Origin of the sequence: Pseudomonas sp. TCU-HL1 (assembly GCF_001708505.1) — a bacterium.
Taxonomy (GTDB): Bacteria; Pseudomonadota; Gammaproteobacteria; order Pseudomonadales; family Pseudomonadaceae; genus Metapseudomonas.
This window is the reverse complement of the sequence record NZ_CP015992.1, coordinates 2,781,017-2,793,582: the sequence shown is the minus strand read 5'-3', so window position 1 is coordinate 2,793,582 and position 12,566 is coordinate 2,781,017. Positions and strand designations below refer to the sequence as shown.

The following is a 12,566-nucleotide window of genomic DNA, read 5'->3' as shown; positions in this document are numbered from 1 at the left end:
GTTTCGGGTGAACCACGCTTCACCGGTCCACCATTCGAGGCCCGGCATAGCGCCGCTGGTGGATGGAAAAGCGCCATCCACCCTTGTATCTCGACTACCACCCTCTCAAGGGGTGATAGTCCCCGACTGATCATCGGGGGAGAGCCAGGAAGCCGTGTCCACCCTTAGGCCTCGAGCCCGACCCGTAGATAGTGCCCTGGCCCTCCACACTCACTCAGATAGCTCGAACGGTATCTAGAGCCCACTTCAAGTGAGAGCTCGCATTCACAAGGCCGGGCCGGGTGCAGTGATGATCACTCTGGATGGATTGAGGAGGTTGCATGTCCAGCATCGTCGGCATTGACATTGCCAAGCACAGTTTCGATATCGCCACCCTGCAGGCCAACGGCAAGTACCGCAGCAAGGCCAAGCTGATCAACGCCGCAGAGGGCTTTCAGGTGTTGCAGGAGTGGTTGAACAAGCACAGCGAACCTGGGGCCTGGATCGTGATGGAGGCGACGGGTACCTACCACGAGGCGCTGGCTGAGCACTTTTACGCGCTGGGCTACCGGATTTGCGTGATGAATCCTGCGCAGATTGCCTATTACGCGCGAAGCCAGTTGCAACGGGTCAAGACGGATCAGGTCGACGCCAAGCTGATTGCCAGCTACGGCGAGCACCATCAAGATGAGCTGCGCGCCTGGCAACCCGAGCCTGCCGCGATCCGCCGTCTGCGTGCCCTGGTGCGGCGCCTGCAGGATCTCAAGGAGATCGAGCAGATGGAGCGCAATCGTCTGGGGGTGGCCGATGCCAGCGTGCAAGAGTCGATTCACTCAGTGCTGCAGCGTGTCGAAGAGCAGATTGCCGAGACCCTGAAAACCATCCGCGACCATATCGATGATGATCCAGACCTGCGGGGTAAACGCGATCTGCTGACCAGCATCGATGGTATCGGCGAGCAGACTGCCGCCCTGCTCCTGGCGGAACTGGGTGATCCGCTGCAGTTCGAGAGCGCGCGAGCGATCACTGCCTTTGCCGGGCTGAATCCGAAGCTACAGGATTCGGGTAAGCATAAAGGGCACGTACGCATTTCCCGTGTGGGCTCAGCGCGGCTACGCGCGGGCCTGTACATGCCGGCGATCACCTCGATGACCCACAACCCCGCGATCAATGCCCTGGCACAGCGCCTGCGCGCCCGCGGTAAGGCCGGAAAGCAGATCGTCTGCGCGGCCATGCGCAAGCTGTTGCATATCGCCTATGGCGTACTGAAATCCGGCCAGCCATTCGATGCCCAACTGGCCCTTGCCCGGGGCTAAACAAGACGGTATCTACGGGGCTGACTGAGCGAGACGGGAGCGGCCGGTAGCAGAAGGAACCGGCCGTTGTCTCCGCCGGAGACTTACTCGGTGGCGTCGAATGCCGCGTGGTAATGCACGCTGCCCCTGGGCAGGTCGCTGCCGAAGGACAGTGCCTGGAAGTACTCGGGCGGGACTCCGGGCAGTTCCAGGCCAGGCTGGGCCTTGAACCCGAAGCGTCCGTAGTAGCCCGGATCGCCCAACAGGACGCAGCCAAGGCCGCCCTGGCGCCGCAATTCGGCGAGCGAAGCCTCCATCAACATCGAACCGATGCCCCGCCCCTGGCGATCAGGCAATACGGAGATGGGTCCGAGCCCGTACCAACCCGCAATACCGCAGGAAAGGGTGACGGGCGAAATGGCCACATGGCCGACGAGGGCGTCGCTCTCAACGGCCACCAGGGAGATCGTCAAACGACCACTACGCCGCAGCGCGTTGACGATGAATTGTTCCGTGTGGCTCGAGTGCTGTTCATGCTCGAACGCAGCTTTGGTGAGCTGGGCAATGGCGTCGATGTCGTCGGTCTGCTCATTGCGCACGATGATGTTCATGGGGATTTCTCTTGGGTGTCGTGCTCGATGCCACTCCGCAGAGCCTCGGGCAATGGATCTGAATATGTGTAGGTCTTGCCGCAGGCCAGCGTGAATCCGTAGCGACAACGCGCCGGGTTCATGCCCTCGCCGCACGGCTGCCCGTCGATTTCCGGGAACCGAGGTTGAGTGCCACGGCGGAGCGAATGAGCGCCTTCAGCGCTTCTTCATCGATCGGCTCATCCTCGTGGATATCGATGGCACGCCGGGTGCTGCCTTCGAGGCTCGCGTTGAAGAGGCCTGACGGGTCTTCCAGCGAAGCGCCCTTGGCGAAGGTCAGCTTCACCGCAGCCTTGTATGTCTCGCCAGTGCAGATGATACCGGCGTGGGACCAGACCGGAACGCCCCTCCACTTCCATTCTTCGACCACGTCGGGGTCCGCCTGCCTGATGAGCGTCCGCACCCGCGCGAGCGTCTCGCCCCGCCAATCGCCCAGATCAAGGATTCGCGCATCGATCAGCTGCGAGGCGGTACCCGCCGCCTCTCCTTCCATTGGCACCTTCGTCATGATGGTTATCGTCCTCTTCATGGTTGTCCCTCGCCGCTTGAGTATCGCTGACTGGCGCGTCCTCGTCGTGGTGACGCGCAGGCTATAACGCACAAGGGGCAATGCTGGGGCACGGCAATCAGGCCGATTGCGGGGCGTGGGAATGCTTGGGCAAGGCAATGGAGATCAAAGCGGCCAGCGCCACGAAAACGCTCGAGACCCACAAGCATGCCTCCAGTCCATGGGCCTGGAAGACCCAGCCGGACAACAGCGTCCCGATCAGCCTCCCCAGTGCATTGGACATGTAATAGAAGCCCACATCCAGCGACACCCCGTCCTCCCGGGCGTAGCTGACGATCAGGTAGCTGTGCAGCGAGGAGTTCACGGCGAACAAGGCGCCGAACAGCATCAGCCCGCCCAGCAGGACCACGTGGGCGGACCAACCCGCCATGAGGCCGAGGGCAATGGCCGCCGGTAACACGGCAAGCGCGCTGGCCCAGAGGAACGCCGCCCGCCCATCCGGTACATGGCCGCGCTGCTTGCCAGTGATGGCCGGCGCGAAGGATTGGACGATGCCGTAGCCAACGATCCACGCGGCGAGAAAGCCACCCACCAGCCAGAAGTCCCAGCCGAACGCCGTGCTCAAGTAAACCGGCAAGGCCACCACGAACCAGACGTCTCGGGCACCGAAGAGGAACAGCCGCGCCGCCGAGAGAATATTGATCGCCCGGCTTTTGGAGAGGATGTCGCGGAACTTCGGCTTGGCCTTGGCCTTGCCCAGGTCCTTCTTCAGCATCACCAGGCTACCGAGCCAGATCAGCGCGAGCACCGCCGCCAAGGCGAAGACCGCGCCCTTGAAGCCCAGCAGGGCGAGCAAAGCGCCACCGAGGAAGAAGCCCACGCCCTTCAGGGCATTCTTCGAGCCCGTGAGGATGGCCACCCACGTGTATAGCGTGCCCTGTTGGCTGTCCGGCACCAGGAGCTTGATCGAGCTCTTGGCGCTCATCTTGTTGAGGTCCTTGGCGATGCCCGACAGCGCCTGGGCGCCCATCACCCAGGGGATGGTCAGCCAGGCAGCCGGCACCGTGAGCATCAGCAACGCGATGACTTGCATCCCGAGGCCGATATTCATGGTGCGGTTCAGCCCCAGGCGCGCCCCCAGGTAGCCGCCGACCAAGTTGGTGATGACGCCGAAAATCTCGTAGAACAGGAACAGTGCGGCGATCTGCAGCGGCGTGTAGCCCAACGTATGGAAGTGCAGCACCACCAGCATGCGCAAGGCGCCGTCGGTGAGGGTGAAGGCCCAGTAGTTGCCGGTCACCAGCAGGTACTGGCGGACTTCCGTGGAGAGGGTTGGCATCGCTTTCATGATCACCGCTCGCCCCCTCAGCCCGACAGGCCGACCAATCTGGCCAGTTCAACGGTGCGGTTGGCGTAGCCCCATTCGTTGTCGTACCAGGCGTAGAGCTTCACCTGGGTGCCGTTGACTACCAGGGTCGACAGTGCATCGATGATCGACGAGCGCGGATCGGTGCGGTAGTCGATGGATACCAGCGGACGCTCTTCATAGCCGAGGATGCCTTTCAGCTCGTTCTCGGCTGCCGCCTTGAGCAGTTGGTTGACCTCCTCCACCGAGGTGGCGCGCTCCACCTCGAACACGCAGTCGGTCAGCGAGGCATTGGCCAGCGGCACGCGCACGGCGTGGCCGTTCAGCTTGCCGCGCAGCTCGGGGAAGATTTCCGAAATCGCGGTGGCCGAGCCAGTCGTGGTGGGAATCAGGCTCATGCCCGAGGCACGGGCACGACGCAGGTCCTTGTGCGGCTGGTCGAGGATGCTCTGGGTGTTGGTCAGGTCGTGGATGGTGGTGATGGAGCCGTGGCGGATGCCGAGCTTCTCGTGAATCACCTTGACCACCGGCGCCAGGCAGTTGGTGGTGCAGGACGCGGCGGTGACGATTCGATGCTGCGCAGGGTCGAACAGGTGCTGGTTGACGCCCATGACCACGTTCAGCGCGCCCTTCTCCTTCACCGGCGCGCTGACCACCACGCGCTTCACGCCCTGATCCAGGTAGGCCTGGAGCACAGCGACAGTCTTCATCTTGCCGCTGGCCTCGATCACCAGATCGCAATTCGACCAGTCGGTGTCGGCGATGGCCTTGTTGGCGGTGACCTGGATGCGCTTGCCGCCGATCACCACGCAATCGTCCTCGGCGCCGGCTTCGTGCTGCCAGCGGCCGTGCACCGAATCGAAGTTCAGCAGGTGGGCGTGGGTGGCGGCATCGCCCGCCGGATCGTTGATGCGAACAAATTCCAGCTCCGGCCAGTCCCAGGCGGCACGCAGCGCCAGACGACCGATACGACCGAAACCGTTGATACCGACTTTGATGCTCATGTTCTTGCTCTCTAGAGGATGCTGAAATCAGTGGCCCGCGTCGAACTGGTTGATCCAGTCCACATGCGCCGGGTGTTGAATAGCCTTGGGGCGCAGCGCCTGCACCTGGGCGATGGCCTCGGCCCGAGGCACGCCGGTCTCGATCAGGATGCGCGCGGCGATCAACCCGGTACGGCCCGAGCCGCCCTTGCAGTGGATGGCGAGGTGTTTGCCACTGTTCAGGAGGTCGAGGATCTGTTGCTTCCATCCATCCCATGCCTGGTTGAAATCATCCTGTGGTACCTGCTCATCGGCGACCGGCAGGTGGAACCAGGCCAGTTCTAGTTGCTCGCAGTGTTCGGCAATCCGGTCGACGCCGTTGGCATTGAGTTCGGAGAGCGGCATCAAGGTGATGACCGCCGAAGCGCCGGCTTGCTTGAGCGTTTCCAAGGCTTCATCTAGCGAGCTATCTCGGGTTCCAGGACACGGCGTGAAGATCAGCTTGCCCGGCAGATGGGAAACGCTCAGTACGTCAAAGGGGTGGGCCATGAAACGTAAATCCTGCGATCAGATGGAACGTTGATTGACGCGCTTGGAGAGCTCTTCAGCCGATTCCTTGCGCTCGGAATAGCGGTCGACCAGGTAGTCCGAGCGCTCACGAAGCAGCAGGGTGAACTTCACCAGTTCCTCCATGACATCCACGACCCGGTCGTAGAAGGAGGACGGTTTCATTCGCCCGGCCTCATCGAACTCCAGGTAGGCCTTGGGCACTGAAGACTGATTGGGGATGGTGAACATGCGCATCCAGCGGCCCAGCACGCGCAGCTGATTGACCACGTTGAAGGACTGGGAGCCACCGCAAACCTGCATCACCGCCAGGGTCTTGCCCTGAGTCGGACGGATCGCGCCCATGGCTAGCGGAATCCAGTCGATCTGCGCCTTGAACACCGCCGACATCGCGCCGTGGCGCTCGGGCGAGCACCAGACCTGGCCTTCCGACCAGAGCACCAGTTCGCGCAGCTCCTGAACCTTGGGGTGGCTGTCGGGGGCGTCATCCGGCAGCGGCAGCCCTGAAGGATCGAAGATCCGCGTTTCGGCGCCGAAATGCTCCAGCAGGCGGGCAGCCTCATGGGCCAGCAGGCGGCTGAACGAACGCTCGCGGGTCGAACCGTAGAGCAGCAGGATGCGCGGCTTGTGGGTGGCCGACAGCGGACTGCCCAGCTTGTCCAGGGTGGGCAGGTCAATCAGGTCGGCATCGAGGTTGGGAATGTGATCGTCGGTCATGGTTCTACTCCTCAGCAAGCGCGCCCTTCGGCAGATCGAACCAGCGGCGCTTCAGCCACCAGGCCACGCCCACCAGCGAGATCAGTACGGGAACTTCCACCAGCGGCCCGATCACCGTGGCGAAGGCCACTGGGGATGCCAGACCGAAGGTCGCGATGGCCACCGCAATGGCCAGTTCGAAATTGTTGCTGGCCGCGGTAAAGGCCAGCGCCGTGGTGCGCGGGTAGTCGGCTTCCAGCAACTTGCCCATCCAGAAGCTGAGGAAGAACATCACCACGAAATAGATGGTCAGTGGGATGGCGATGCGCAGGACATCCAGCGGCAGTTGCAGCACCATGTCGCCTTTCAGGCTGAACATCGCAACGATGGTCAGCAGCAGGGCCGCCAAAGTCAGCGGACTGATCCGGGGGATAAAGCGCTCGCGGTACCAGGTCTCGCCCTTGCGGTTGATCAGCAGCTTGCGGGTCAGGAAGCCGGCCAGGAACGGGATGCCCAGGTAGATCAGCACCGACTCGGCGATGTCGACGAAGCTGGTCTGGATCACACTGCCTTCCAGGCCGAACAACGGCGGCAAAAGGCCCAGGAAAATCCAGGCATACACGCTGAAGAACAGGATCTGGAAGATGCTGTTGAAAGCCACTAGCCCCGCGACGTACTGGTTGTTGCCCCCGGCGATCTGGTTCCACACCAGCACCATGGCGATGCAGCGGGCCAGGCCGATCAGGATCAGGCCGGTCATGTATTCGGGCTTGTCCGCCAGGAACACCACTGCCAGCACAAACATCAGTACCGGACCAATGACCCAGTTCTGCACCAGCGACAGGGCCAGGATGCGCTTGTCCTTGAACACCTGCGGCAGCTCTTCGTAACGCACCTTGGCCAGTGGCGGGTACATCATCACGATCAGGCCGATGGCGATGGGGAGGTTGGTCGAGCCCACGGACAGGTTGTTCAGCCAGACCGGCAGGCCCTCGAACAGGCTGCCGAGGCCGACGCCAAGCGCCATGGCGAAGAAAATCCAGACCGTCAGGTAGCGATCCAGGAAGGCGAGGCGGCTTTTACGCATGGTCAGGTCTCCACAGTCAGAGGGTTCCGATCAAGGCCAGTTCGGCCTTGAGCTGCTCGCCGCTCAATTGCTCGAGGGGTAGCGCCAGGAAGGCCTGGACGCGGGTCTTGATTCGCTCCAGGGTGGCGTCGAAGGCGGCTTCGATCTCCTGAGGGCTGCCGATGTACTCGGAGGGGTCGGCAAGCCCCCAGTGCGCCTTCATGGCCGGGCCAAAGAACACCGGGCAGGCCTCGCCAGCGGCCTTGTCGCAAACGGTAATGACAAAATCCGGTGCCAGAGCTTCATGCACGTCGCTGAATTTGCTGCTCAACCCCGCAGTGGAGATACCGGCCTTCTGCAAGGTCTTGAGGCTCAGCGGGTGCACCTCGCCCTTCGGCAGGCTACCGGCGCTGTAGGCCCGGATACCGGCAGGAGCCAGGTGGTTGAACACAGCTTCGGAAAGAATGCTGCGGCAGCTGTTGGCGGTGCAGAGAAACAGGACTTTCATCGGACTATCCATCTCGGCCAAAACGGGATCTCAGGCTTGCACTCAGCAGCAGGCGGCGGCGCGTTCGGGGCGGTCGCCCATGGCATTGAGCCGCTTCGAATCAGGACTCAGCCAATGCTTGTTGGCGTCCAGCGCCGTCGTCAGCACGCTGTGTACCCAGTCCGGCAGGTTGGGGTGCAGGCGGTAGTACACCCACTGCCCCTGGCGGCGATCCGCCAACAATCCACAGGTGCGCAACTGCGCCAGGTGGCGGGAAATCTTCGGCTGGCTCTCATTCAGGGCGCAGGTGAGTTCACAGACGCACAGCTCTTCCTCGCGGGTGATCAGCAGCATCAGGCGAACGCGGGTTTCGTCGGCCAGGCATTTGAAAACAGTGGTCGGGGTCAGATGGTCGGTCATAGCGCTCTCAACGTTTGGTTTTCACCAGCACGAACATCTTGATGCGTTCGTTGATTTCATGGGCGGCGTGCCGGAAGGCATCAGGCTTGGCGCTGATGACAGGGTCTTCGAAGTGCCAAGCTAAAACCTCGCCGGCACCAGGTAGCGCGTGGCACTCCAGCGCCGACTTGTCGCAAAGGGTGATCACGTAGTCGAAGCGCTCGCCGGCAAATTCGCCGACGGACTTGCTTCGCAGGCCCGCCGTGCTGATGCCCAGATGCTGCAATTCTTCAAGGGTGCGTGGATCGATCCCTCCAGGCGCAGTCCCGGCGCTAAAGGCCTCGAAGTGTTCCGAGTCGGCATGGCGAAGCAGCGCTTCGGCAAACTGGGAGCGGGCAGCATTGGCGACGCAAACGAACAGCACGCGGGTCTTGGGAGTCATAGCCATGCCCTGATAGATATGTTTTATCGAATATATGATTTTCCGAATGTTAGGTAAAGCCATCCAATCTAGCTGACTCTACCCAAAGCGGTTTCATCCTTCAGAAAGACAAACAGACGGCATCAACGCGATGCCCCATGCTTCCATGCATCCCCTTAATATCCGTTTAAACGTATGTTTGTATGTCGTTATGAATCTCTCATGACAGCCACCTTCGGGTGTGTTTCCTGAGGCGGACGCTATCGCCAGTGAGACCACGCGAATTCCCCCCTGGATTCAACGGCTTTACATGTGCATAGACATGCACATATATTTCCAGCATGACAACGCCCGCCATCACCCGCGCCCAAGCCATCGAAGCCGCCATCGAGTCGCTGGATGGCACGTTTTTCAAGGCCCTCTGCGAGCCGTCCCGCGTGACGGTGCTCAAGCGTGTCATGCAGCTTGGCCGCGCGGACGTCAGCGAAATCGCTGCTGATCTTCCACAAGAACGCTCGGTAGTGTCCCGCCACCTCCAGGTACTCCTGGAGGCGAACATCGTGCGCGCAACCAAGGCCGGACGACAGGTGTTCTACGAGGTCGACGGCCCGGCCATCGTCACGCGCCTGGAATCCATCCTTCAACACACCCGAAGCATTGCCGCACTGTGCTGCCCAGGTGGGGGATGAGCCCTTTTCATTTGCCCAAACAAATGCATGAGTACGCACATATGAACGCAAATACTCCAGTGCAGGATGTGATTGTCATCGGTGCAGGGCAGGCAGGATTGGCTTGCGGTTGGCACCTTCAACGCCAGGGCCTGAATTTCCTCATCCTGGATAAACAGGCTCTTCCTGGAGGGAACTGGCGCAACTACTACGACAGCCTGGAACTCTTTTCGCCAGCGGCCTATTCGTCCCTGCCTGGCCTGCCCTCTCCCGGTACGCCCGCGCACTACCCCCGTCGGGACGAGGTCGTGCATTACCTGGAACAGTATGCGAGCCACTTCCAACTGCCCGTCCGGCAGCACACCGAAGTGACCCGGGTGCTGCACTCGGAAGGCCGATTCGATCTCAGGACGGCGGATCGTCAACGCTTTAGCGCGAAAGCCGTCATCGTCGCCTCGGGGGCATTCAGCCGTCCGTATCTACCGGCGATTCCGGGAATAGGCGGTTTTCAGGGCCGCCTGCTGCACAGCGCCAATTATCGGAACGTCGAGACATTCCGAGGGCAACGGGTGGTGGTAGTCGGTGCGGCCAATTCAGCGGTCCAGATTGCCTACGAGCTGGCTCAGGTGACCAACACCACGCTAGCGACACGCGAGGCGATCCGCCTCGTTCCCCAGCGATTCCTGGGGATCGATTTCCACACCTGGTTGAAGTGGACAGGCCTGGAGAAGACCCGTTGGCTGAACGACCAGAGCACGCCAGTACTGGATGACGGCACCTACCGAAAGGCCTTGAAAACGGGCGTGCTACAGCGCAAGCCCATGTTCACCCGCGTTGCCCCGTCCGGGGTCGTGTGGGCGGACGGACAGCATGAGGCGGTCGACAGCCTGATTTTTGCCACGGGCTTCCGCCCGAATGTGCCGTTTCTGGATGACCTACCGGCGCTGGATCAAGACGGTCATGTCGTCCAGCGTCATGGTATTGCGCTTCAAGTCCCCGGCCTGTACTTCGTGGGACTGCCGCGACAACGCAACTTTGCGTCAGCCACTCTCCGCGGCGTCGGGCCAGACGCCGCACACATACTTCCGTCGCTACTGCATTACCTGGGCAGCTCCAGCTCAATGCGCCTGGCGGCCACTCAATAGCATCCACTCCCCTCCCCGCAAGGAGCCCTGGAGGAACTCCCCGCCGGTTGTGCCAGGAGACATCGTTACCCAGGTCGATCGGGCTCAGCCCAACTGATCGATCATCACCGAGTTGGTGTACACCAGGCTGCCGTCGCTTTCGCGGTGCCCCACCAGGTGGAACTGGCCGCGTTCGTCGCCCTTGCTGAGGTAGACGCGGAACTGCAGGTCGGAGAGCGTGCCGCACTCCACCGGGGTCACCAGTTCCATGTGCTCCATATCGGCGGCGATCAGCATTTCCTGCTCGTGGGTTTTCTGCAGGCGTTCTTCGGCTTCTTCAAGCCGCAGGTGGTCGGCATCATTCACATGGAAATGCAGTTCGCCCATGGCAATGGACTTCTCCGCACCACGGGGTTTGCACCAGCTTTTGATGGTCAAGGTATTCATCTAACAATCTCCTGACTTGGGCGTTGCCGCGCCAGATGCTCAATCAGCAGTTTAGACAAGCCCAGCCTCCGGAATGCGTCAGTCATCGCCAAAGGCCACGTACCACAAGGGCTACAGGCGTTCGACAAAAGGACCGGATGCTATAATTTTCCAGTGAAAGAACCCTGAACTTTCACTCAGGGTTCGACGATAACCAACAGGAATAAAACCGTCGGTTGCGGGAGGCGGCAGACCAATTCGAACAAGAATCCGGAGGTGAGTCATGAATCGGCACTACTACATCAGCAACAACCTCGATGACCTGGAAACCGTTGAGTCCGAGCTTGAGGCCAGCGGCATCAATACCGAGCAGATCCACGTACTCAGCGACAGGGATGCCGATGTCGAGCAACACCATCTCCATGACGTGAATTCCTTCATGAAGCAGGACGTCGTCCACTCCGGTGAGATCGGCGCGCTGATTGGCATCCCGCTGGCCGCCCTGGTTCTGGTTGGCGCCTGGCTGGCAGGCTGGACCGATACACCGGCAGGCTGGGTGCCATTCGCGTTCTTGGCGGTGGTAGTGCTGGGTTTCTGCATCTGGGAAGGCGGGTTCTTTGGCATCCAGGTGCCCAACGCGCACTTCCGCAACCTGAAAGAGAAGGTCAAGGAAGGCGAACACATCTTCTTCGTGGACGTGGAGCCGGAGCAGGAATCCACGCTGGACCGGGTTATCAACCATCATCCGCAACTGCGACTGGCCGGAACCGGGTCGGCTTCACCGCACTGGATCGTTTCCTGGCTGCACCGCTGGCACCAGTTCAAGCGGACGATCTAGCGCACGCCCAAACATGGACGGGCGAGCTCTGCTCGCGAACAGCTTCGCGAGCAGAGCTCGCTCCTACGGGCATCCCTCACTGGCCGAGGAACGTCCCACGGGTAAAGAGCACATAGTCCGCTTCGGCCGCCATCAATCCCACCAGCACCAGCAGGCACATCGGCGGCACCAGGATGGCGTAGACCAGCGCCAGGCGCTCCCAGGCCATGTGCATGAAGATCGAGACGATCAGCCCCGCCTTGAGCAGCATCAGGATCAGGATCATCGACCAGCGGAAGTACCCGACGAAGTGGAAATAGTCCACCAGGTACGACAGGGTGCTGAGGATGAACAGCAGCCCCCAGATTTTCAGGTACAGGCTGATGGGGTGTTGTTGACCTTGCGCGTGTTCCATTTCATCTCTCCCCTGCTCTACCACAGGTAGAAGAACGCGAAGATGAATACCCAGACCAGGTCCACGAAGTGCCAGTAGAGTCCGGCAATCTCGACGATCTGGTAGTTCCCGCGTTGCTCGTAATCCCCGCGCAGCACCTTGAAGGCCACGGTGCAGAGATAGATCACCCCCACCGACACGTGCAGCCCGTGGAAGCCGGTGATCATGAAGAAGCTTGCACCGAACTGCGCCGCGCCCATGGGGTTGCCCCAGGGCCGCACGCCTTCGGCGATCAGCTTGCTCCACTCGAAGGCCTGCATGCCGACGAAGGTGGCGCCGCAAGCCGCGGTGGTCAGCATCAGTGCGGCGCTGCGCACACGGTCGCGTCGGTAGGCGAAGTTCACCGCCATGGCCATGGTGCCGCTGCTGCTGATGAGCACGAAGGTCATGATGGCGATGAGGATCAACGGAATACTCGTGCCGCCGATGGTCAGGGCGAAGACTTCACTCGGGTTGGGCCAGGTGGCGGTGGTGCTGATGCGCACCGACATGTAGCCGGTGAGGAAGCAGGTGAAGATAAAGGTGTCGCTGAGCAGGAAGATCCACATCATCGCCTTGCCCCAGGGCACCTGCTTGAAGGCGTCGCGATCAGACGACCAATCCTGGGCTATGGCATGCCAGCCACTGTAGGCCGATGTTTCCCGTGTCGTGGCCATGGCG

The 12,566-nt window shown here is 61.4% G+C and carries 17 protein-coding genes; 4 read left to right on the top strand and 13 right to left on the bottom strand.

Translation table 11 applies throughout. The features are described from left to right. The first annotated feature begins 320 nt into the window (after window positions 1-320). The gene (locus tag THL1_RS12980; protein WP_069081544.1) at window positions 321-1,295 is read left to right on the top strand and encodes an IS110 family transposase; all 975 of its coding nucleotides are present in this window, start codon (window positions 321-323) and stop codon (window positions 1,293-1,295) included. An 83-nt stretch (window positions 1,296-1,378) separates the two neighbouring features. On the opposite strand, the gene THL1_RS12975 is transcribed toward THL1_RS12980, so the two are convergent. The 10 genes from THL1_RS12975 to THL1_RS12930 form a co-directional block, all read right to left on the bottom strand. Next, window positions 1,379-1,885: a GNAT family N-acetyltransferase gene (locus tag THL1_RS12975; protein WP_069083651.1), complete on the bottom strand. Its 507-nt coding sequence runs from the start codon at window positions 1,883-1,885 to the stop codon at window positions 1,379-1,381. 118 nt (window positions 1,886-2,003) lie between these two features. Further along, window positions 2,004-2,432, bottom strand: a complete 429-nt coding sequence (locus tag THL1_RS12970) for a DUF1801 domain-containing protein (RefSeq protein WP_145928294.1) — start codon at window positions 2,430-2,432, stop codon at window positions 2,004-2,006. Between the two features lie 118 nt (window positions 2,433-2,550). Beyond that, window positions 2,551-3,780, bottom strand: coding sequence for an organoarsenical effux MFS transporter ArsJ (arsJ, locus tag THL1_RS12965; RefSeq protein ID WP_069086505.1), 1,230 nt, complete (start codon window positions 3,778-3,780; stop codon window positions 2,551-2,553). Between the two features lie 17 nt (window positions 3,781-3,797). Next, window positions 3,798-4,802, bottom strand: coding sequence for an ArsJ-associated glyceraldehyde-3-phosphate dehydrogenase (locus THL1_RS12960; RefSeq protein ID WP_069083649.1), 1,005 nt, complete (start codon window positions 4,800-4,802; stop codon window positions 3,798-3,800). A 27-nt stretch (window positions 4,803-4,829) separates the two neighbouring features. Next, the gene (locus THL1_RS12955; RefSeq protein ID WP_069083648.1) at window positions 4,830-5,330 is read right to left on the bottom strand and encodes a cyclin-dependent kinase inhibitor 3 family protein; all 501 of its coding nucleotides are present in this window, start codon (window positions 5,328-5,330) and stop codon (window positions 4,830-4,832) included. Window positions 5,331-5,348: 18 nt separating this feature from the next. After that, a complete protein-coding gene (arsH, locus tag THL1_RS12950; protein WP_069083647.1) occupies window positions 5,349-6,065 on the bottom strand; it encodes an arsenical resistance protein ArsH in 717 nt (238 codons plus the stop codon). A gap of 4 nt (window positions 6,066-6,069) precedes the next feature. After that, on the bottom strand, window positions 6,070-7,131 hold the full coding sequence (arsB, locus tag THL1_RS12945; protein WP_069083646.1) for an ACR3 family arsenite efflux transporter: 1,062 nt from the start codon (window positions 7,129-7,131) through the stop codon (window positions 6,070-6,072). 16 nt (window positions 7,132-7,147) lie between these two features. Next, on the bottom strand, window positions 7,148-7,618 hold the full coding sequence (locus THL1_RS12940) for an arsenate reductase ArsC (protein ID WP_069083645.1): 471 nt from the start codon (window positions 7,616-7,618) through the stop codon (window positions 7,148-7,150). 42 nt (window positions 7,619-7,660) lie between these two features. Next, window positions 7,661-8,017 (bottom strand): metalloregulator ArsR/SmtB family transcription factor, encoded by a 357-nt coding sequence (locus THL1_RS12935; RefSeq protein ID WP_069083644.1) that lies wholly within the window; start codon window positions 8,015-8,017, stop codon window positions 7,661-7,663. A 7-nt stretch (window positions 8,018-8,024) separates the two neighbouring features. Next, the gene (locus THL1_RS12930) at window positions 8,025-8,438 is read right to left on the bottom strand and encodes an arsenate reductase ArsC (protein WP_069083643.1); all 414 of its coding nucleotides are present in this window, start codon (window positions 8,436-8,438) and stop codon (window positions 8,025-8,027) included. A gap of 320 nt (window positions 8,439-8,758) precedes the next feature. Here THL1_RS12930 and THL1_RS12925 point away from each other — a divergent pair, with 320 nt between their 5' ends. Together THL1_RS12925 and THL1_RS12920 are read left to right on the top strand one after the other, a co-directional pair. Continuing rightward, window positions 8,759-9,106 carry an ArsR/SmtB family transcription factor gene (locus THL1_RS12925; RefSeq protein ID WP_069083642.1) on the top strand — a complete coding sequence of 116 codons (348 nt, stop codon included), beginning with the start codon at window positions 8,759-8,761 and terminating at the stop codon, window positions 9,104-9,106. Window positions 9,107-9,147: 41 nt separating this feature from the next. Next, window positions 9,148-10,230 (top strand): flavin-containing monooxygenase, encoded by a 1,083-nt coding sequence (locus tag THL1_RS12920; protein ID WP_069083641.1) that lies wholly within the window; start codon window positions 9,148-9,150, stop codon window positions 10,228-10,230. An 84-nt stretch (window positions 10,231-10,314) separates the two neighbouring features. On the opposite strand, the gene THL1_RS12915 is transcribed toward THL1_RS12920, so the two are convergent. Beyond that, window positions 10,315-10,656, bottom strand: coding sequence for a hypothetical protein (locus THL1_RS12915; protein WP_069083640.1), 342 nt, complete (start codon window positions 10,654-10,656; stop codon window positions 10,315-10,317). Window positions 10,657-10,918: 262 nt separating this feature from the next. Here THL1_RS12915 and THL1_RS12910 point away from each other — a divergent pair, with 262 nt between their 5' ends. Further along, window positions 10,919-11,473: an NAD/FAD-utilizing enzyme apparently involved in cell division gene (locus tag THL1_RS12910; RefSeq protein ID WP_069083639.1), complete on the top strand. Its 555-nt coding sequence runs from the start codon at window positions 10,919-10,921 to the stop codon at window positions 11,471-11,473. Between the two features lie 76 nt (window positions 11,474-11,549). Here the strand turns inward: THL1_RS12910 and THL1_RS12905 are convergent, their stop codons facing one another. Beyond that, complete coding sequence (locus tag THL1_RS12905; RefSeq protein ID WP_069083638.1) at window positions 11,550-11,867, bottom strand: cytochrome C oxidase subunit IV family protein; 318 nt, start codon at window positions 11,865-11,867, stop codon at window positions 11,550-11,552. Window positions 11,868-11,884: 17 nt separating this feature from the next. Beyond that, on the bottom strand, window positions 11,885-12,562 hold the full coding sequence (locus THL1_RS12900; protein WP_069083637.1) for a heme-copper oxidase subunit III family protein: 678 nt from the start codon (window positions 12,560-12,562) through the stop codon (window positions 11,885-11,887). Window positions 12,563-12,566 lie beyond the last annotated feature (4 nt).